The 20,067-nt window shown below is 70.2% G+C and carries 13 protein-coding genes; 4 read left to right on the top strand and 9 right to left on the bottom strand.

Annotation, left to right across the window (positions count from 1 at the left end):
- The first annotated feature begins 18 nt into the window (after positions 1-18).
- Positions 19-1,047, top strand: coding sequence for a methyltransferase (locus tag MRBLMG1_RS18705; protein ID WP_367825197.1), 1,029 nt, complete (start codon positions 19-21; stop codon positions 1,045-1,047).
- A 94-nt stretch (positions 1,048-1,141) separates the two neighbouring features.
- Here MRBLMG1_RS18705 and MRBLMG1_RS18700 read toward each other — a convergent pair whose 3' ends face one another.
- The 7 genes from MRBLMG1_RS18700 to MRBLMG1_RS18670 all read right to left on the bottom strand — a co-directional run bounded on the left by MRBLMG1_RS18700 (position 1,142) and on the right by MRBLMG1_RS18670 (position 6,444).
- The gene (locus MRBLMG1_RS18700; RefSeq protein ID WP_367825196.1) at positions 1,142-1,474 is read right to left on the bottom strand and encodes a TcmI family type II polyketide cyclase; all 333 of its coding nucleotides are present in this window, start codon (positions 1,472-1,474) and stop codon (positions 1,142-1,144) included.
- 33 nt (positions 1,475-1,507) lie between these two features.
- A complete protein-coding gene (locus MRBLMG1_RS18695; RefSeq protein ID WP_367825195.1) occupies positions 1,508-1,987 on the bottom strand; it encodes an SRPBCC family protein in 480 nt (159 codons plus the stop codon).
- 2 nt (positions 1,988-1,989) lie between these two features.
- Positions 1,990-2,250: a phosphopantetheine-binding protein gene (locus MRBLMG1_RS18690; protein ID WP_367825194.1), complete on the bottom strand. Its 261-nt coding sequence runs from the start codon at positions 2,248-2,250 to the stop codon at positions 1,990-1,992.
- A gap of 24 nt (positions 2,251-2,274) precedes the next feature.
- Entirely contained in the window at positions 2,275-3,522 is a 1,248-nt protein-coding gene (locus tag MRBLMG1_RS18685; RefSeq protein WP_367825193.1) for a ketosynthase chain-length factor, read from the bottom strand.
- Positions 3,519-4,787: a beta-ketoacyl-[acyl-carrier-protein] synthase family protein gene (locus tag MRBLMG1_RS18680; protein ID WP_367825192.1), complete on the bottom strand. Its 1,269-nt coding sequence runs from the start codon at positions 4,785-4,787 to the stop codon at positions 3,519-3,521. Before MRBLMG1_RS18680 ends, MRBLMG1_RS18685 begins: the two co-directional genes overlap by 4 nt.
- On the bottom strand, positions 4,784-5,254 hold the full coding sequence (locus tag MRBLMG1_RS18675; RefSeq protein ID WP_367825191.1) for a cupin domain-containing protein: 471 nt from the start codon (positions 5,252-5,254) through the stop codon (positions 4,784-4,786). The genes MRBLMG1_RS18680 and MRBLMG1_RS18675 overlap by 4 nt, the downstream gene beginning before the upstream one ends.
- Before the next feature lie 68 nt (positions 5,255-5,322).
- On the bottom strand, positions 5,323-6,444 hold the full coding sequence (locus MRBLMG1_RS18670; RefSeq protein ID WP_367825190.1) for a SchA/CurD-like domain-containing protein: 1,122 nt from the start codon (positions 6,442-6,444) through the stop codon (positions 5,323-5,325).
- A 234-nt stretch (positions 6,445-6,678) separates the two neighbouring features.
- On the opposite strand from MRBLMG1_RS18670, the gene MRBLMG1_RS18665 reads away from it, so the two are divergent.
- From MRBLMG1_RS18665 to MRBLMG1_RS18655, 3 genes are all read left to right on the top strand, one after another.
- Complete coding sequence (locus MRBLMG1_RS18665; protein ID WP_367825189.1) at positions 6,679-8,340, top strand: FAD-dependent oxidoreductase; 1,662 nt, start codon at positions 6,679-6,681, stop codon at positions 8,338-8,340.
- A gap of 328 nt (positions 8,341-8,668) precedes the next feature.
- Complete coding sequence (locus tag MRBLMG1_RS18660; RefSeq protein ID WP_367825188.1) at positions 8,669-9,181, top strand: sortase; 513 nt, start codon at positions 8,669-8,671, stop codon at positions 9,179-9,181.
- 284 nt (positions 9,182-9,465) lie between these two features.
- A complete protein-coding gene (locus tag MRBLMG1_RS18655; protein WP_367825187.1) occupies positions 9,466-10,566 on the top strand; it encodes a PP2C family protein-serine/threonine phosphatase in 1,101 nt (366 codons plus the stop codon).
- 78 nt (positions 10,567-10,644) lie between these two features.
- Here the strand turns inward: MRBLMG1_RS18655 and MRBLMG1_RS18650 are convergent, their stop codons facing one another.
- On the bottom strand, positions 10,645-11,187 hold the full coding sequence (locus MRBLMG1_RS18650; protein ID WP_367825186.1) for a hypothetical protein: 543 nt from the start codon (positions 11,185-11,187) through the stop codon (positions 10,645-10,647).
- A gap of 42 nt (positions 11,188-11,229) precedes the next feature.
- On the bottom strand, positions 11,230-19,806 hold the full coding sequence (locus MRBLMG1_RS18645; RefSeq protein ID WP_367825185.1) for a DNRLRE domain-containing protein: 8,577 nt from the start codon (positions 19,804-19,806) through the stop codon (positions 11,230-11,232).
- Positions 19,807-20,067 lie beyond the last annotated feature (261 nt).

Raw genomic sequence — 20,067 nt, 5'->3', positions numbered from 1 at the left:
GCAAGGACGAGGCAACAGATGACAACGGTTGATCCGGCTCCTCCGCCGCCCATGCGGCTGCGGGAGCTCGTATTCGGGGCGGCGTGCGCCGCCGCCGTACGTGCGGCCGCCCGCCTCGGTGTGGCCGACGCCCTGGGCGACACGCCCATGACCGTGGACGACCTGGCGGCGGCGGTGAAGACCCAGCCGCGGACACTGCGCCGACTGCTGCGCGCACTGTCCTGCCAAGGGGTCTTCACCGAGCACCCCGACGGCACCTTCGCCCACACGGAGATGTCCCGGCTGCTCCGCGAGGACGATCCCCACAGCCTGCGGTACATCGCACTGTGGTGCACCGAGCCGTGGACCTGGGACGTCTGGCCGAAGCTCGACGAGGCGGTGCGCTCCGGACGCAACGTCTTCGAGGACGTGTACGACCGGGAGTTCTTCGCGTATCTCAACGAGGACGCGCCCGAGTCCGCCTACGTCTTCAACCGGGCCATGACGACGTCGAGTCAGCAGTCGGCACGGGACGTCGCGAACCTTCTCGACCTCACGGACGTGTCCTCCGTCGCGGACATCGGCGGCGGACAGGGACACGTCCTGGCGAGCCTGCTGGAGAAGCACCCCTCCCTGCACGGCACGCTGCTCGACCTGCCGGGAGTGGTGGAGAACGCCGACCCGCGCCTGCGCGAGGGCGGGGCGCTGGCCCCCCGGGTCCGTGTCGTGGCCGGCGACTGCCGTGAGGCCATCCCCGTCCAGGCGGATGTGTACATCATCAAGAACATCCTGGAATGGGACGACGACAGCACCCGCAGGGCGCTCGCCAACGTCCGCGGGGCAGCGCGCCCCGGCGCCCGGGTCGTCGTGATCGAGAACCTCGTGGACGACACGCCTTCGATGAGGTTCACGACCGCCATGGACCTGCTCCTGCTCCTCAACGTCGGCGGTGCGAAGCACACCCGGCAGAGCATGGTCGACCGGCTGACGGACGCGGGGCTCGTCATCGGCGAGATCCGCCCGGTCAACGCGTACCTCCACGCCTTCGAGTGCACCGTTCCCGCCTGACGGGGACGAAGGAGGGAAACCCGAGGCCGCCCGCTCCGCGTCGTTCGCGGGGCGGGCGGCCTCGGGTTTCCCCGTCGTGCCGACGCTCGGGAGATCAGGAGCGTGCGTCCCGTTCCCAGCTGTAGAAGCACTGCGCCATGGCGTCCTTGGGGCTCCGCCACGTCTTCGGGTCGTACGCGCTGACGTACGCCGACAGCTTCTCGCTGGCGTCCCGGAACTCCGGGTGGCCGGTCAGCTTCGCGATGGCCGGCGCCGGGTCCTGTTCCGACTCGATGAGGTGCAGGTACACGTCGCCGAACTGGAACAGGCGACGCCGGGTGACTCCGACCAGGTGCGGGAGTTCACCCCGGTCGGAGGCGGCGAACACGTCGGCGATCGCCGGCGCCGAGTCGGGCGCCATGCGGGCGACGATCAGAGCGTGGTGCATCGAGCTTCCATCCTGGGTGTGGGGTGGGTGTGGTCAGCGGGGCAGGACCGAGGCGCTCCGGCGGTCGCGGGCGACCTGCTCGACGCGGTCCCGGATGAGGGCCATCTGCGTGCGGGAGTTGCGGTTGATGTTGTCGGTCATCCAGGCGTCGTCGACCGGAGCGTCGGGCTTCATCGCGAAGTCCTGCACCCAGCGCATGTGAACGCCGACCGGCGTCTCCTCGTACTCCCACCGGATGTTCATGTGGTCGAACGGGCCGGTCTCGACGCGGCGGGCGCGAACGGTCCGCCCGGGGCGGTCCACGGTGCGCTCCGACACCCAGCTCCAGACCTTCCCGGACTCGTCCGGGTGCATGGTCAGGCGGAACGTCGTGGAGTCACCCTCGCGGGAGAGCACCTCGAGGGAGGCGTACTCGCTGAAGAGGCTCGGCCAGTTCTCGATGTCGTTGGTGATGTCCCAGACGAGGTCGAGCGGGGCGTCGATGGTGATGCTGTTGTCGGTGTGACCGGACAAGGTCAGACTCCCGTCTTGAGGGTGCTGTTGACCAGGCTGAGGAACTCGGCGGGCGTCTTGGAGCGCTCGGCGTCGGTGGGCAGCGCCACGCTGTACGAGGTCTCCAGCTCGCCGACGATGCCGAGCAGGCCGAGCGAGTCGAGCCCGAGCGTGGTGAACGGCTGGTCCGGCGCCTTCTCCAGCTCCCGGGCGTCGACGGTGACACCGGCGGCCTTCTTCATCAGCGCCGCGAGTTCGTCGAAGGTCAGTGCGGTGGTGATCATCTGTGCTCTCCTTCCCGCCCGGTCCTACCGGGCGGAGTCGTCGCCGCGGCGCACGACCAGCGCCGCGTTGGATCCCATGAGTCCCCGGCTGAGGACGAGGGCCGTGCGCAGCTCGGCGGGGCGAGCGCGGGACACCACCAGATCGAGGTCGTGGCAGGTGTCGAACACGTTGGGGGTGGGGGGGACCAGCCCGTGTTCCATCGCGAAGACCGCGGCGGCGGTGTCCAGGACGGGCGCCCCGCAGTAGGCGCGGCCGATGCCCGTCTTGGGCGCCGTGACGGGTACGCGGGTGGCGTGCGCCCCGAGGGCGTCGGCGATCGCCATCGCCTCGGCGCGGTCCGCCTCCGGTACGCCCAGGGCGTCGGCGAACACGACGTCGATCTCCTCGGGGGCGCACTCGGCCTCGTCGAGGGCGACACGGATGGCGCGGGCGAGTCCCTCCCGGGACTCCTTCCACCGGGAGGCGCCGGTGAACGTGGCGCCGTGGCCGGCCACGACGGCCCGGACGGCCGCTCCCCGGTCGCGGGCACGGGACTCGTTCTCCACGACGAGCATCGCGCCGCCCTCCGCGGGGACGAAGCCGCAGGCTCCCGCGGTGAAGGGCCGGTAGGCGCGGTCCGGGTCCTCGACGGTGCTGAGCTCCGGGTATCCGAGCTGGCACACCATCGAGTACGGGGCGAGGGGCGCCTCCGCCGCTCCGACGATCACCGCGCCGGTCCCGCGCCGTACGGCCCGAGCGGCGTGGGCGATGCCGTCCAGTCCTCCCGCCTCGTCGCTCGCGACCACACCGCACGGTCCCTTGAACCCGCTCCGGATGGAGATCTGGCCGGTGCTGGCGGCGTAGAACCAGGCGATGGACTGGTACGGGCCGACGAACTTGGATCCCTGGCCCCAGAGCTTCTGCAGCTCTCGCTGGCCGAACTCACCGCCGCCGGAACCGGCCGCGGTGACGACGCCGATCGAGAAGGGCTCCTCCGGGTCGTCGCGGGCGAGGCCGGCGTCGTCGAGGGCGAGCTGGGCCGCCGCCATCGCGTAGTGGCTGAAGCGGTCGGTCTGGACGAGGAAGCGCTCCTCGATCAGGGCGGAGGCGTCGAAGCCCCTGACCTCGCCCGCGACCTTGAGCGGCAGGTCCTCGCAGCCCTCCCGGGTGATCCGGTCCAGGACGCCGAGCCCTTCCCGGACGGACTTCCAGTACGCGTCGCCACGCTGTCCGTTGGGGGCGATCACACCGATGCCGGTGACGACCGCGCGCCGTGGGCGCTCAGTGCTCATCGTTTCCTCCCGCCCGGCCCCGTCAGGAGGACCGCGGACTGGAAGCCGCCGAATCCGCTGCCCACGGAGAGCACGTTCCTGAGCTTCCGGGAGCGGGCGGTGCGCGGCACGTAGTCCAGGTCGCACTCGGGGTCGGGGGTCTCGTAGTTCGCCGTCGGAGGTACCACCTGGTGCTTCAGCGCGAGGACGCAGGCGGCCACCTCGATCGCGCCGATCGCGCCCAACGAGTGCCCCACCATGGATTTGATGGAGCTCATGGGCGTGTCGTAGGCGTGCGCCCCCAGGGAGCGCTTCACGGCGGCGGTCTCGTGCCGGTCGTTCTGCCGGGTGCCCGAGCCGTGCGCGTTGACGTAGTCGATCAGCGTGGGGTCGACCCCGGCCTGGCCGAGAGTGGAGTCGATCGCCCGGGACATCTCAAGGCCCTCGCCGGTCAGACCGGTCATGTGGTACGCGTTGCCGAAGGTGGCGTAACCGCCGATCTCGCAGTAGATGTGCGCACCGCGAGCCCTGGCGTGCTCGTACTCCTCCAGGATGAGGACGGCCGCGCCTTCGCCCATGACGAAACCGTTGCGGTTGTTGTCGAAGGGCCTCGATGCGTGCTCCGGGTCGTCGTTGTCGGGCGACGTGGCCTTGATGGCGTCGAAGCAGGCCATGGTGATCGGGGAGATCGGGGAGTCCGACGCGCCCGCTATGCAGACGTCCGCCCGGCCCTCCTCGATGGTGTGGAAGGCGTAGCCGACGGCGTCGAGGCCGGAGGTGCATCCGGTGGAGACGGTCTGCACCGGGCCCCGGGCGCCGAACTGTTCGGCCACGACGGACGCGAGCGTGCTCGGCGAGAACGCCATGTGCAGTTTGGGGGCGGCCGCGCGGTGGTCCACGTCCCACCGCCGCCCGCCCTCGCTGACCAGGACGTAGTCGTGTTCGAGCCGGGTGGTGCCGCCGACGGCGCTGCCCAGGGAGACGGCGACGCGCCAGGGGTCCTCGGCGTCGGTGTCGAGTCCCGAGTCGCGGACGGCTTCCCCGGCGGCGACGACGGCGAACTGGATGTACCGGTCGGCGTGGCCGCTCAGCTCCGGATCCAGTCCGTGGTCCGCCGGGTCGAAGTCGCACTCGGCGGCGATGCGGGACCGCAGCCCGACCGGGTCGAACAGGGTGATGCCGCGGGTCGCGGTACGGCCGGCGGCGAGGAGGTCCCAGAACGCCTTCGCTCCGGTGCCGCCCGGAGCGACCACACCGATGCCGGTGACGGCCACTCGCCGGGTCACTCGATGGCCCCGCTTCGCTCGGACACCCGTCCCGGGTCGTGCACGGTCAGGTGCGGGCCCGCGGCGGCGAGCTCGGCCTCGTCGGTGACCTCCGTGTCGACGTGGCCGAGGCTCGGCCGGGGGGCGAGCGGCCCCAGGTGGAAGACCATGCGGGCCTCCACGTCGCCCACGTTGCGGAAGCGGTGCCGCACGTCGATCGGGATCAGGAGACCCTGGTCGGGCTGGAGTGCGTACGTGTCGCCGTCCAGGTCCACCTCCAGCGCGCCCGACACGACGTAGACGAACTCCTCGGAGTACGGGTGGTAGTGCTCGCCGATGCGCTCGCCCGGCTGGACGATGGCCAGGCCCATGAAGCCGCTGGTGGCACCCACGGTGGCCGGCGTGAGCATGGCCCGCAGGTCACCTCCCCGCCTGCGGTTGGGCTCCGTCTCGCTCAGGTTCACGATGAGTGGACGCTGCTTGAGCATGGGTGATACCTCCAGATGTGGCAGTGACGTGCTGGGGGAGCGACGGCGGCGGAAGCCGCGACCAGCCGTCAGGCGTTCGACGAGCGGTCGGTGACGGGCAGCATGTCGGCGTGCGACAGAAGCCGGTTGATGTCGCGCTCCGTCTCCAGGGAGCCCTCGACGCCGATCGCGGCGCCGTCGAGGAGGCGTGCCAGCTCCGCGGCCTTCCGGGCGCCCTTGAGCCCGAGGGAGGCGACGGGGTCGAGGTCGAGGTCGCCGGTGATGTCGATGAGGCGCACCACGGTGTCGTCGCGCTGGAACACGGTGCTGCTGTACACCGGGCTGTCCGGATCGTCCGCCGCGGCCTGGTCCTGATCGGCGAGGAGCCTGGCGAGCTCCATCCCGTGGCCTTCCTTGGCCGGGTAGTACAGCGCGTGCCGCCGCAGACCGGCCGGCGTCGGCCGGTCGGACACCACGTGGTGGACGGCCGGGAGCGCGGCCCGGGTGAAGAACACACGCGCCGACTCGGGGTCGGTCAGGTCCCGGTCCTGCTCCAGGTACGGGTTGATGGCCTCCTCGACCGCGCGTACCTCGGGCTGGCGGGCGACGTGCCGCAGGGCCACCAGGAGGTCGCCCTCCACCTCCACGGCACGCACGACGCGATTGCCGTGCATGAAGAGCGAGGTGCGGCGCAGCCGGGTGGTCTCGTCGACCTGGGCCCGGGGCGACTCGTACCCGGCCAAGAGCTCCGCCACCTTCGACTCGGAACCCGGCTTGACGGTGAAGGTGAGGGCGTGGCGTGCCACACCGTCGCCCACGCGGGCCTGCACCTGCATGCCGGCCGATGCCGCGGTCCGCGAGGCCGGCTGATCAGGGCTGGTCTCCCGGAGGATGCTGTAGCGCATCGAACGGGTGTCCCGGACACAGCTGTGCATCGGCTTGACGGTTTCGACGTGCTCCTCGCTGTTCACCCACGCGAGGAACGGCGGCGCGCTCTCCCACTCGCTGGTGATGAGCCACTGCGAGGGGTTCTCGATGGACTGGCAGAGCTGGTCACTGATGTGACCGGGAACGGAAGCGACCTGCTTGCGCATGAGTTCGTACGCGTCCAGGAACTGCTGCTGCGCGCCCTCGTACAGGTCGAGCAGGAGGATCACCCGCAGCCTGGAGCCGTCGAACACAGACTGCGAGATACGTCCCGAGGGGGCCATCCGGCACACCTCTCTCTTCTCAGCGGGGGGGAGGGGGAACGACCTGCGCGACCGAAACGCCGGGGCCGTCGTGTGTTGATCCTTGACAGGAGTGCCGACAGCGCGCGAGCCCCATGAAGCGGACGAGTGAACCGCGTGTCATCCGGGTGCCCCCGGCACGCGGACCCGTCCCCGAAGGGCATGAATCTGCATCCCATCCCCGACTCGCGTCGCAGGTGACGCCGGAGACGAACAATGAACCGATACGACGTGGCCGGGGGAGCAACCGGCCACCGCACGCCCGTACTCATCGTCGGCGGCTCGCTGGTGGGCCTGTCCACCTCGCTGTTCCTGGGGCGTCTCGGAGTGCCGCACACACTGGTCGAGCGCCATACCGGCACCTCGATCCACCCCCGTGGCCGCGGCAACAACGTGCGCACGATGGAGCTGTTCCGCGGCGCCGGGGTCGCGGAGTCCATCCGGGAGGCCGCCTCGGTTCTGGCGTCCAACAACGGCATCCTCCAGACGCCGAGCCTGGTGGGCGACGTCGGCGAGTGGCTGTTCAAGGAGATCGACCCCGGCGGCGGGGTCGCCCGCTTCAGCCCCGGCGGGTGGTGCCTGTGCAGCCAGAACGACCTCGAACCGGTGCTGCGCGAGCGCGCCGTGGAGCTGGGCGGAGATCTGCGGTTCGCGACGGAGCTGATGTCCTTCGAGCAGGACGCCGAAGGGGTGACCGCGCAGGTCAAGAGCCGCGACACCGGTGAGCACACCACCATTCGCGCGGACTACCTCGTCGCGGCGGACGGCCCGCGCAGCCCAGTTCGCGAGCACCTCGGCATCGGGCAGAGCGGCCCGGGCGACCTTTTCCACAACGTGAGCATCACGTTCGTCTCCCGGGGCCTCTCGGGCGTCGTCGGCGACCGGCGCTTCATCGTCTGCTACCTGACGAACCCGGAGGCCGACGGGGCCCTGCTGCCGGTCGACAACCGGGAGCGCTGGGTGTTCCACGCTCCTTGGCACCCCGAACGCGGCGAGACGCTGGAGGAGTTCACCGACGAGCGGTGCAGGGAACACATCCGGCGGGCCGTGGGGGTGCCGGACCTCGACGTGGAGATCACGGGCAGAGCGCCCTGGCACGCGGCCGAGAGGATCGCCGAACGGTACGCGGACGGCCGGGTGTTCCTCGCCGGCGACGCCGCCCACGAGATGCCGCCCACCGGGGCGTTCGGCTCCAACACCGGTATCCAGGACGCGCACAACCTCGCCTGGAAGCTGGCCGCCGTACTGGGCGGCTGGGCCGGCCCCGGCCTGCTCACGTCCTACGACGCGGAGCGCCGGCCGGTCGCCGAGGCGACGAGCGCCCGGGCTTCGGCGCGGTCGGTCGAACACAGCCACCCCGGGTACACTCCCGGCCCCGGAGCCGGCGGCCCCCAGGGCAAGAAGGGCGGCATCCTCAACGAGGTGCTCGGCTACCGCTATCCGCAGGGCGCCGTCCTGGGCACCGACCCCACGCTGCCGGTCGTGTCCGACGGACTGCGGTTGACGGGCGAACCCGGCAGCCGGGCACCCCACATGTGGCTGAACCGCGCCGGCGCCCGGGTCTCCACCCTCGACCTGTACGAGCGGTCCCTGGTGCTCCTGAGTTCCGAAGGCGGCGTCGGCAGGTGGCACACCGCGGCGACCCGCGTCGGGCAGCGGCTGTCGGTGCCGCTCGACTCGTACCGGATCGGCGGCGGGCCCGACGCGGACCTCTCCCCCGAAGGCGACACGGACTGGGCGGGGGCTCACGGCGTCACCGCGGACGGCGCGGTGCTGGTCCGCCCCGACGGGTTCGTCGCGTGGCGGTCCGAAGGGGCGTCGGAGGATCCCGAAGCGGCGTTGCGGCAAGCCCTTGCGGCGATCCTGAGCCAGGACTGACCGGCTTCCTCGTGGTTCAGGACGGCCAGGACCGAGCGCTCTCTCCTCGTCGGCACGGCGGGGACGTTCCGGGGCGCGCCGGCGTTCGGTCGTAAGCCACTAACCCGTTCGCGCGCAGGACGCCGTCCGTTCCCGAACGCCGCACGGACCGCTGTGACCTGCGGCGGTGATCACCGCGGAGGACGATCAAGACCCCAACCGGGGGACATCGCGGGCGATGTCCCCGTTGCGGTGGTCACCGGTCGGGGATCTCCTCGTGCACGGAGCACAGCACAGGAGCCGCGCGGCCCAGCCGGCCAGGAAAGCTCCACCGAAAGAGAGAAGAAGCATGCGTCTCGCACGTACGGGCCCCCAGCTCGCCCTGGTCCTCGGCGCCCTCGTCCTGTCCGCACCCTCCGCCGCCGCGGCGCCCGCCGACGACGTCCGGATCAATCCGGGGAGAGCCACCCCTGGCACCACCGTCACCGTCAGCACCACCGCCTGCGGCAAGGAGACGTACGGCAAGGGCGAGTCGGAGGCGGGCGGGAAGTTCCACCTCCTGCCGGGAGACCGCAAGGGCGTCCTGGTGGGTCGGTTCACGATCCCGTTGGACGCCGCCTCCGGCACGGACACCGTGACCCTCAAGTGCCCGCCCCGCATCAAGCAGACCGTCACCTACCAGATCAACGGCCGCCCGAACGGTGCCGTGGAAGCGGGCTTCGGCTGGGCCGCGGGCGCGGGCGCGGACGGGGGCGACGGCGGCAGCCAGGCCGCCCTCGGCGCGCTGCTCCTCGGCGGCGCCGCCGCGGGCGTCCTGATCAGGATGCGCCGCCGCACCACCGCCGCCCGGAACGCCGTCTGAGCCCACGCCCCACGTCCCTCCACCCCACCACGGCCAGGGCCCCGGCTCCGCGAGGAGACCCGGGGCCCGCCGTCCAGCGGAGGCACGATCCGCGATGAAGAACGGCTCCGGGCCGAAGCCCGGCGCAGCGCCGTCCCGGCGCGTCCCCTCGGTCAGGCACTGGCCTGGACGCGACTCCGGCTACCGGGCACTCTTGCGCTGATCGGATCGGCTACACGGACCTCTTGCGCTGACCGGATCGGCTCCAGGGCGCGCGGAGCGCTCCGGCATAGGAGCCTGGTGGTGTGGTGAAGCCAAGGAAGGCGGCCGGCGAGCACCGGCGGAGCTGGCTGCGCGGGGCCCCGCCGCCCCGCTGGGTGCGGGTCCTGCCCGTGCTGCTGCTCGTCGGGGTCGGAGCGGCCTCCCTCACCGACTCCGTGCCGCTGGACATCGGCTTCCTGCTCGGCGCGGTGCCTCCGCTGGCCGTCCTGGCCTACGGACCATGGGCCACGGCCTTCCTCGGCGCCGCGACGATCGCGCTGCTGACGATTCCGTTCTTCCACCTGAACCGGCCCGGCAACACCGACCTCTTCACCCTGGGCTTCGTCGCGACCCTGAGCGTCTTCGTGTCCTTCGTCCGCGGGCGCCGGGACGAGCAGCTCTCCCTGGAACGCACCGTCGCCGAGACGGCCCAGCGGGCCATCGTCCCGGACGTCCAGCGGCGGGTCGGGCCCGTGCGCTGCGCGAGCCTGTACCGCGCCGCCGAGCGCGGCACGCTGGTGGGTGGCGACTTCTTCGACGTCCGGGCCGGCCCCCACGGGGTGCGGGCCGTCCTCGGCGACGTACAGGGGCACGGTCTGCCGGCCGTCGCGACGGTCGCCTCCATCCTGGGGGCGTTCCGCGAGGCCGTGCTGGACGACGTGGACGCCGAGTCGATCGCGGCGCGGCTGGACCGCAGGCTCGTGACCGACTCGGCGCGGACGGAGCACGCGGAGCTCTTCGCCACGGCCGTCCTCCTGGACTTCGCGCCGTACGGGCGGGAGGTCCGTGTCCTGGCCTGCGGGCATCCGCCGCCGGTCCTGCTGCGCGGCGGATCCGTGAGCACTCTGGAACTCGACCCCGGCCCGCCCCTGGGACTGGGCCTCGCCGACGTCATGCCCGGAACCGCCGCGACGGTGTCGCTGCTGCCCGGGGACCGGCTGCTCCTGGCATCGGACGGTGTCCTGGAGGCTCGCGACGCCTCCGGCGCCTTCTACCCCTTCGTCGAGCGTCTGGCCCGGATGACCGGTGTCGGCCTGGACGAGCTGCCCGACGAGATCTGGGACGACCTGAGCCGCTTCGCGCCCAAGATCCAGGACGACGTCACCCTCCTCATCCTCACCCTGGACACCTCGGGGCCGGGCTGACGCGAGAGACTTTCTGCGGCAAGGCGAAACGCTCGGCCGGGAAGCCCCGGCCGAGCGTTTCGCACACGAGGTGAGGTGTCAGCCCTGCGGCTGGAACTTCACGTCACTCACGTCCCAGAGGAACGTGCCGCCCAGTGGGTTCTCCGGCCATTCGGCACGGAAGTTCCGGACGAGGAACTCCACCATCCCGCAGTCGTAGCGACTCCACAGACAGTCGTTGCGCTGGTAGACGAGGACGGGCCACGTGGCGGGATCGTCGTCCGACGCGTCCCAGCAGAGCATGTCCGCGGTGGCGGAGACGCCCCAGGTGATCAGCACCGGAGAAGTGCCCTCCAGCTCCGGCGTCTTCTCCTCCGTCTCCCAGTCGGCCTCGGCGTTCGCCGTCTCGATCACCATGCCGTCCCGCGGCGCTTCTTCCAGCGGCACCTTGGGCTCCGGCCTGCCGATCGACAGGTAGTTCTGCACCGCGCCGGCCCCGTAGACCTCCATGAAGCGCCGGAAGTCGTGCGGGAACGGCTTGCCCCACGACGTGGCGAGGGCGGCCCAGTCGACCGTCGTGTCCCCGTCCTTCGGCGGCGGCATCAGCCGTCGCAGGGCGTCCAGGTCGGTCGGCTCACTCATCGGTTCCTCGCTCCGTGTCCGTGTGGTCCGCTCCGGTGCCCGTCATGGGGTGCTCCCCGTGGGTACCGGTGAACCGCCGCTGCTCTGTGTGCCGAGATTGTCTCCCGTGCTGAGTGTGTTCGGGATGAACACCTGGAAGTTGATTCCGACCGAACCGTCAGGATTGACGCCGTACGCCGACATGTCGTATCCGGTCGGTACCGTCCTGTTGCCGTCGTAGCGGGGTGACACGGTGTACATGACGTCCTGGCCCGCCATCACGGCGTTGTAGACCTGCAGTTCGTACGCCCTCATGTGCTCTTCGCCCTGCGTGGAGCCGATCTGCTTGGCGTTGGCACCGCGAGCGCACGGGGAGAGGTTCGCCAGGACTCCCTTGCCCGCCAGCTTGTTGCCGATGAGGTGACAGGCGTTGACGTTCTTCTGCGCGTCGAGGCCCTTGCCCTTGGCGTAGTCCTGCGCCCACTCGTATCCCGGCGGGTTGGAACCCACGCCGGTTCCCTTGTTCTTGCTCAGGTAGTCCTTGGTCAGGCAGGCCTCGGCGGCCGTGGCCCGGTTGCCGTTGGCCGCGTCCCGCTCGCCGTACTTGATCCAGCCGTCGCCGCAACCCGACCGGTTGTCGTCGTCGTTGTCGGGCTCGGGCTGGGGCCGTGGAATGCGCCGCGGGTCCGGTGCGGGCTCGTCGGCGGTGTCGTCCCGCGACCGGGAGGCCTCGTCGATCCGGTCCCGGACCTCGTTGACGACGTACTCGACGGCCGCGGCGACGGCGATGACGGCGACGACCACCACGACCGCGGCGACGAAGGCCACGGCGACCGCCGGGATCGCGAGGGCGAACCAGTGGCCGTCGATCTCGACGTTGCTGATCGGGTTGCCGCCGGTGAAGGCGTAGCGGTTGCCGGTGAAGGGGTCGCTGCCCAGGCTCATGTCGGCCAGGGCCCCGTTGTACATGTCGCGGCTGGTGAAGCGGTTCAGCCCCGGGTCGTAGTCACGGAATCCCATGTCGTACGTGCCGGAACCGGCGTCCCACCGCTTGGCGCTGTAGCGGTAGGAGTTGTACTCCTCCTTCGTCGGGTCGGAGGCGTCCGGCTTGTCGATGCCGGTGAACTCCGACGAGTCGTCGTTGCCGTAGGACGTGTAGCCGTAGGTGGCCTTGGTGTCGCCGCTGCCGTCGGTCAGCGTCTCGACGTCCGTGTGGCTGTTGTAGCCGTAGTAGGCGTCCTCGGTCGTCCCGTTCTCGTTGTGCTTGACCTGCGACAGCCGCTGTCCCCACGGGCTGTACTGGTAGGACTTGGCGAGCTTGCCGGCCACCTCCTCGGTCAGCACCTCCTGGGAGAGGCCGAGGTAGCGGTAGTCGGTGGTCTTGCCGTCCGCGGTCTTCGACGAGGTGCGGTCGAGCGGGTCGAAGGTGTACTTCGTCGACTTCATCGCGCCGGCGCCGTCCCGCTGCTGGGACTCGACGACGTGGTCGAAGCCGTCGTAGACGCTCCGCGAGACGATCTGCCCGTCCTGGGACGTCGACTCCTGACGACCCAGCGGGTCGTAGGTGAAGGAGGTGACGGATCCCGTGGTGGTCGACGTCTGGAGCCGGTTGCGGTCGTAGCGGAAGTCCGTGGCGGTGCCGCCGACGGTCTGCTGGACGACGTTGGCGTTGTCGTCGTGGACGTACGTCTCCGTGGCGGCGCCGTTGCCGGTCTTCACCGACTTGGCGATCCGGTCGACCGGGTCGTAGGTGTACGCGGTGGTGGACTCGAGGTACGCCGAGTGGTTGTCGGCGTTCATCTTCTTCGACGCGTCCTGCGCCTTGTTGCCGTTGGCGTCGTAGGCGTAGGTGTGCGAGGCGACGAGCGTGCCGTCGGCCTTCTTCTCCGCGCTGGTCCTGACCGCGCCGTCGAGGAAGTAGGCGAAGTCGAGGGTGTTGCCGTTGTCCTTGGTCTCCCGCAGCGACTCACCGCGGTCGGTGTAGGTGTACGAGGTGACCTTGGGGTCGGTGTCCGTGGGCGAGGTGCCCACCGAGACCGTCTTGACCTTCTCCCTCAGGTCGTAGGTGTACTTGGAGTACTGGTCGGGGTGGGTGATGCTCTCGGGCTGGTCGTTGGCGTCGTAGGTGTAGGTCGTGCTGGTCTTCTGCTGGCCGGCCAGGGTCTCGGTGATCCCGGACACCCGGTTCAGACCGGTGTAGGAGATCGTGTACGTGTCGACCTCGGCGCCGGACGAGAGGTCGTCGATCAGCGAGAGGTTGTCGTTCAGGTCGTAGGCGTAGCGGAAGTGGTGCTTCTCCGCGTCGATGTCGCCGGTGAGGTCGCGCACCAGCTTGACCCCGTCGGCCACGACCTTGCCGTCGGCGGCCTGGAACAGTTCCAGCTTCGCCGCGTTGCCCTGGGCGAAGTCGTACGTGCCGAGGCTGACCCAGGTGCCAGCCGCGGTGGACTGGTCGACCGTGCGGTCGGTGCTGCCGGCGCCGTGGGTGACCTTGTACCTGGCGGTCTTGCTGGCGCCCGCGACCTGCGGGAACTTCACGTACGCGGTGTACTTGCCGTTCTTCGGGATGTTCAGCGTCCAGGAGTACGCGTCCGTCCCGACTCCCGCCGCGTGCACGCGGTGGTCGAAGCCCTGCTGCCCGGCGAGGTTCGCGGTGGTCCAGGTCCCGGTGGAACCGGTGTTCTGGACGTCGGAGTTGTCGACGAGCGGCACCGCGGTGCCGACCGGCACGCCGTCGTCGGTCTTCTCCTTCAGCTTGCCGTTCGGGTAGTAGCTCCAGCCCATGGTGCGGCTGACGGACCCACCGGCGGAGCTGAGCGTCCTCGAGGTCTGCAGCCCCAGGTCGTCGTACTCGTAACTCGTCCGGATGTCCCACGGGTCGGTGGAGCTCTTGGTCCACCCGTTGTCGTAGTAGGTGAACTCGGTGTCGTTGCGGACCGTCTGGCCCTGGGAGGGCGGCTGCGAGGTCCGGGTGACGCGGCCGGCCGCGTCGTAGAACGTCTGGGTGTAGACGTTCGGGTTGTTGTAGCGGGCGTCCGACGGGTCGTACGGCATGTACTGCTTGACCGGCCGGTTCAGCTCGTCGTACTCGGTGCGGCTGGTGAAGTCGTCCGCGTTCGCGGTCTCCGTGCCGCGCGGGGTGACGACCCGGGTGGCGTTGCCGACCTGGTCGTACTCGTAGCGGGTGGTGCGGTACGTGGTGCCGGTGCCGGAGCCCGCGTGCGGAACCCTCTGCTCGGTCTTGCGGCCCCGCTCGTCGTAGCCGGAGAAGGTGGTGTTGCCGTCGGGGTCCGTGTCGGCGACGACCAGCGCGTCCTTGTCGTAGGCGCGGCGCGTCACCTTGCCCAGCGGGTCGGTGACCGAGGTGACCCGGTGCTCCAGGTCGTAGGTCATCTTCGACGAGAAGTCGTCGGGGTCGGCCGTCCGGTTCTTCTTCGGGTCGACGACCTTGACGTTGTTGCCCACCTCGTCGTACGTGTACGTGATCTTCTCGCCGAGGGCGTTGACCACCGAGGCCAGCTGGTAGATCTCGTCGTAGTTCTGGGTGGTGGTGTAGTCGTCCGGGATCCCGGACGTGGCCACGCCCTTCGGCTCGGTCGTGGTCTTCAGGTGGCCGGTCTTGTCGTAGGTGTAGACCGTCCGGCGCAGCGGCGCGGTCGGCGTGTCCTGCGGCGAGGTGGCCTCGGTGAGCTGGTCGGCCGCGTCGTAGGCCGCCGTGGAGACGGCACCGGTGGGCGCGATGGCCTTGGTGACGTTGTCGTTGGCGTCGTAGTCGGGTGCCGGAACGGTGATCAGGTCGCCCGCGGCCTGGTCCCTCGGCGCCGTCCTGATCAGCGGTCGGCCGTACGTGTCGTACGTCTGCGTGGTGCGGTGGCCCAGCGCGTCGGTCGTCTTGGTGACCTTGCCGCGCACGTCGTACTCGTAGCCCGTGCTGTTGCCGAGCGCGTCGGTGATCTTCGCCGGGTAACCGGTCAGCGTGAACTCGCTGTTGACCGTGGAGTGGCTGTTCGCGTCGGTGGCCTTGGTGAGCTGGCCGTGGGCGTCGTACTCGTACGTGGTCGTGTAGTCGCCCGCGGTGGGCGTCGCGACGCCCTTCGGGTCGGTGACGGTCTTCAGGTTGCCGAAGGCGTCATAGCCGAACTGCCAGGCGCGGCCCTGCGGCGACGTCTTGCGGTACAGGTCGGAGGAGTAGCCGTCCAGCCGCTTGACGTACTCGAACTTCTGGGCGTCGGCCGGGTACTTGCCGGGCGCGCAGTCGCTCTGCGGCGGGACCCCGCCCGTGTTGTGCTCGGCGGTGCGCTTCCACAGCGGGTAGCCGGTGAGCGGGTCGTAGCAGTACGCGGTGACAGCGCCGTTGTTCTCCTCCATGTACGTGACGTTGTTGTCCGCGTCCCACGCCAGCTCGGTCTGCTGCGACTTGGCGTTGACGGACCGCACCGGACGCCCGAAGTCGTCGGTGACGTACGTGGCGTCGTGGCCCTCGGCGTCCGTGACCACCGTGGACGTGAACCGGGTGTCGGTCGTGTCCGCGGCGTACGCGAACCGCGTGGAGCCCCCGATGCGGTCGGTGATCGACTGCGTCCACCAGTGGTACTTCGGGTCGTCGCCCTCGCTCGGGAGGTAGTAGTCGAGAGCGGTGGCGTTGCCGCGCGGGTCGGTGATCCGGACCAGCTTGACGTTCTTGTTGCCCTGCTCGGCGTCGTAAGTGAAGCCGAAGACCTTCGGCTGGGACGAGCCCGCGCCGTCGGTCAGCTTGGTGAGCAGCCCCTTGTCGGAGTACTCGAACGCCAGCTTGCGACCCGAGACGTCGGTGATCGACTTCAGGTGGTCGACGATCTTCGGGCTGCTGGTGTCCCCCTTGGTGTAGTAGGTGGCGGTGAGCGTCTGCCGCCCGGCGGGGTCGGTGATGTACGTCAGGAACTTGGTCGGCTTGTTGTTCGACTTGCGTTCCTCGTACGTGAACGTCTGGGTGTTGCCGTTCTTGTCGACGACGGACGTCTGGTAGCCGTCGCAGCCGAACAGGAACCGGGTGCCGTCCGGACGCGTCAGCGTCCAGGCGTCCGGGATCGGGTCCTTCGCCGGGGTGCAGTCAAGGCCCGGCTTGGCCGACAGCCGGAAGTGGACGCCGGCCGGCGCCTTCCACGAGCCGTCCGCCTGTACCCGGAAGACGTGGGTGGTGCCGTCCCCGTCGGGCAGCCGGACCTCGCGCGGGTTCGGGTTCGGGTGGAAGTCCAGCGGGGCGCCGAGCCGGATCGGCCCCGCGGCCTGCACGGACCAGCCGTGACCGGCGACGGTGTCCGAGGTGTCCTGGGTGTTGTAGGCGAAGCGGACGAAGGTGTTCAGACCGCGGCCCGGGTTGCTCAGGGCGTTGTACTGCCAGACGCTGTTCCCGACGGCGGTGTTGTTCATCAGCGACGAACCCGCGCCGGTGTTCTTGCCGTTGTACGAGGAGAACTTCTCCAGGCCGAGCTGGTCCGAGGTCGGGTCCTCGACGGTGACGTTCAGCCGGAGCCCGGCCGGACCGCCCGTCCCGGACAGCCAGGTGCCCGCCGCCGTGTCCCGGACGTCCCAGGTGAGGACGTACTCGGTGCGCTTGCTGCCGGAGCCGGAGTTGACGGGTGCGCGGAGCCGGGCCTGCAGGGTGACCGAGTCACCGGGCAGCAGATCGGCGGGCAGGGCCGTCTCGAGCTGGTTGCCGCCGGTCGTGGCGTCCGTGCCGTCCGGGAGCGCCCACCGGTAGCTCAGGGCGCGGGTGCCGGCCTTCCAGACGGACGTGGTGGTGTTGGTGAGGGTGAACTCGACGGTGTGGTCGCTGTTCGGGGTGATCCGGGTCGGGGTCTGCGGCGCGTAGTACGTCGACTCGGTCGTCGAGTCGATGTACGTGACCGCGATCCTGGGCCGAAGGCGCTGCTCGGTGCCCTCGGAGGACAGGAACAGGGTCCGCTCCTGCTGCGCGGCCTCGTCGGCCATCTTGAGGACCACGCCCCGCTGGGACGACGGAGTCGTCACCCAGGACTGCGCGAGCGAGGTGACCGTCCAGTCGTGCCGCGACGGGTCGTTCGTCTTGGCCCCGGTGTCACCCGCGACCGCGCCGAAGTCACCGCCCGCGGCAGCCCAGTTCGTGGCCGCGTCGGCCTTGACCCAGGTCGCGCCGGCCTCGTCGAAGTCGCGCGTCAGCGGCCGGATCTCGTAGACCGCCCCGGCGGTGTCGGTGGAGGTCTGGGTGCTCCACAGGCGCACCTTGGCTTCGAGGACGCGCGCGGTGGTGGGGATGCCCAGGGCCGGGAACTTCAGCAGGGCGCGGGTGTCGCCGTAGGTGGCGGAGTTGTTGCCGACGCTGAGCCAGTTCTTCGGGCCGCCGTCGTCGATCGTGTCAAGGAGCGACGTGGGCCGGGCGGAGGACAGGGTGGTGTCCTGCGTCGCGTCCAGCACCTTCGTCGTCCGGCCCGCCTTCGGCAGCCGCACGAGCCGACTGGGCGCGGCGAGTACCTGCCCGTCCTTCGTCTTGACCGCGACCATGTAGTAGTACGCGCGGCCGAACGGGTCGGGGTCGTCGGCCTTCGTCGGCACGGCGCTCGTGTCCGTGAACGAGGTCGCCGTGGACGCGACGGGCGCCACGAGGGTGGCGGCCGACGGGGTGAACGCCTGGTTGACGGAGCGGTGGACCTGGTATTCGGCGATGTCGTCGCCGGTCCCGATGGGGTCCGTGTCCTGGTACGCCGACCAGGACAGCTCCGCGCCCGTGTCGTGGATGGTGGTCGGGGTCGCGAGGTCGACGCCCTGGCGCCCGAAGGTCATGACGAGGCGCGGGTAGTGGGCGGTCTCGCCGCCGTAGGCGTACTCGCTGCCCTCGTACCGCGGTCCGCCCTTCGGGCCGTTCGCGGACTCGTCGCCGGCCTTGATCACGAAGCCGTTGTTCGTGGAGGTGCCGTCGATCCACTGCTGGACCGTCTTCGTCACCGCGAAGGAGTGCCAGGTGTTGAGCTCGCCCGGCTTCTTCGTGACCGCACCGCCCTTGGTGAACCGGACGGCGTCCGCGATCACCGAGGTGCTCGTCGAGGCCGGACCGTCCCCCAGCGCGATCTTGCCGAGCGTGCCCGCCTTGAACGGGTGGGAGCCCAGCGTCTTCCAGACCCCGGCCGTGCCGGCCTGCTGGTCGACCGTGTACGCCTTCGACCCGCCGTCGTACGTGACGGTGTACGGCGCGCTGGTGGCGCGATCCGAGGCCGGGACGTAGTGCGCCTCTACCTGGTAGGTGCCGTCCTCGGGAAGGTTCGGTTGCCAGGTGTAGGTGTCACCCGCGGCCGAGTCCTTGTTGTACAGGTAGTCCTGGTTCACCGCGTACTGCGTGAACGCGGTGTTGCCCGAAGCCGGCCAGGCGCCGACGGCGGCCGTCCGTCCGGCGTCGCCGTCGTCCACCACGACCGACGTGCCCGACAGCTCGCCCGTGAGCGCGTTCGCGTTGTTCCATGTGGCGCCGTCCTCGGTCCACGCCTGGGTGGCGCGGTGCGCCTCCAGTTGCACCTCGGTGTCACCGGTGGTGTGGGTCTGGTCGTAGTACAGCTTCAGATCGGCCGAATCGAGCCTGGTGCCGGCCGGGACGCCGGTCAGCGGGAACCGCAGCAGCGCACGCGAGGTCCCGGTGCTGGTGTTGCCGACCGACAGCCGCCAGTTCTCGTCGTAGTTGCCCCCCGGATCGTCCGAGGAGATCATCACGTCCTGCGCCGTGCTCGGCGTCGGCGCGATCGAGATCGTCGGGTCGATCGTGACCGGGAACCGCCGCTCCGGCGCGGCGAGCCACTTCGCGTCCGGCGTGACCGTCAGCTTCCAGCCGTCGCCGGCCCGGACGAGCTTCTGCTCGATCGCGGAGCTGTACCCGGTGCCGTACGGCGAGGAGGCGTCCTTCCTCGCGTCCGTCATGAACGCGGCCGGAACGACGAGGACCGGATCCGCGCCCTCGCCGTAGAACCGGATCGACCCGTCCTTGTCGGCCTTCGGTGTCAGCCCGCCCGCGTCCAGCGTGAACGTGAACGTCACCGGCCCGGCGGGCCGGGCGTCCAGGACGATGTTCTCCTTCACCCGCCCCGGACCCACCTGGTACGTCAGGTCCGCGCCGGCCACGGCGTCCTTGTACGTGACGGTGTCGCCCTTGGCGACGGGGGCGAGCGTGCCCGCGCCCTCCAGGCCCAGGGTCACCGCGTGTCCGGTGCCCGCCTCGAAGCGCAGCAGCCTCGCCGCGTCGCGGCCGAAGGACGTGCGCGCGACGTTCGTCGTGTTGGTGAAGGCGAAGCCCCCGGACCCGGCCGTCGTGACCGTCGGGTCGACGTCCTTCCACGACTTGCCCGACCGGTACGCCGTCGGCTCCGCCGACACCTCGGCCTGCACGCGCCCGTCGGACAACTTCCAGTACCGGGCGTTCGACGTGCGACGGCCCGTCAGTTCCGTGACACGCTGCGGCTTTCCGGCCGCCTTGCCCTGCGGGAGTTTCTCCCGGCTCGGCAGTACCGGGGACCCGCCGGTCGACGGCTGTTCCGGCCGGTCCTCGCCCTCGTCCTCGGTGAACCAGTCGGCGAGAGTATCGGATATGCCCTTGCCGTCATCGGCTGAAACCGGTGCGGCATAGGCGACTTGCGGAAGCATGGTGCCGACGACCGCCGAAACCACGAGGCAGGCTATCGCCGGCCCGTATCTCGCTTTCACGCCATTCCCCTCTTCGATGGACTTGACATCGACCGAAGCGCCTCAAGGCATGGCGAAACAGGCCACGTCCCCCACGCGGGGAAGCGGCCTGGCCGGAGCTTCGATCGCGAGCGGGGGGATTCTTCACCACGTCGCTGATACGCCGTCAACTGATAGCCCATTCAGGGCATTTCGCTGACCGGCGTTGGTGATTGGGGTCGC

The sequence above is a fragment of the Streptomyces sp. LMG1-1-1.1 genome (assembly GCF_040815545.1).
Classification (GTDB): Bacteria; Actinomycetota; Actinomycetes; order Streptomycetales; family Streptomycetaceae; genus Streptomyces.
The sequence above is the reverse complement of the archived record's forward strand: the minus strand, read 5'-3'. Positions and strand labels throughout refer to the sequence as shown.

Bases quoted from the DNA above. Each gene is read 5' to 3' on its own strand.
- MRBLMG1_RS18675 (WP_367825191.1), bottom strand. From the start codon at position 5,254: ATGCTCAAGCAGCGTCCACTCATCGTGAACCTGAGCGAGACGGAGCCC.
- MRBLMG1_RS18705 (WP_367825197.1), top strand. From the start codon at position 19: ATGACAACGGTTGATCCGGCTCCTCCGCCGCCCATGCGGCTGCGGGAG.
- MRBLMG1_RS18660 (WP_367825188.1), top strand. From the start codon at position 8,669: ATGCGTCTCGCACGTACGGGCCCCCAGCTCGCCCTGGTCCTCGGCGCC.
- MRBLMG1_RS18690 (WP_367825194.1), bottom strand. From the start codon at position 2,250: ATGATCACCACCGCACTGACCTTCGACGAACTCGCGGCGCTGATGAAG.
- MRBLMG1_RS18700 (WP_367825196.1), bottom strand. From the start codon at position 1,474: ATGCACCACGCTCTGATCGTCGCCCGCATGGCGCCCGACTCGGCGCCG.
- MRBLMG1_RS18645 (WP_367825185.1), bottom strand. From the start codon at position 19,806: ATGCTTCCGCAAGTCGCCTATGCCGCACCGGTTTCAGCCGATGACGGC.
- MRBLMG1_RS18670 (WP_367825190.1), bottom strand. From the start codon at position 6,444: ATGGCCCCCTCGGGACGTATCTCGCAGTCTGTGTTCGACGGCTCCAGG.
- MRBLMG1_RS18665 (WP_367825189.1), top strand. From the start codon at position 6,679: ATGAACCGATACGACGTGGCCGGGGGAGCAACCGGCCACCGCACGCCC.
- MRBLMG1_RS18650 (WP_367825186.1), bottom strand. From the start codon at position 11,187: ATGAGTGAGCCGACCGACCTGGACGCCCTGCGACGGCTGATGCCGCCG.
- MRBLMG1_RS18685 (WP_367825193.1), bottom strand. From the start codon at position 3,522: ATGAGCACTGAGCGCCCACGGCGCGCGGTCGTCACCGGCATCGGTGTG.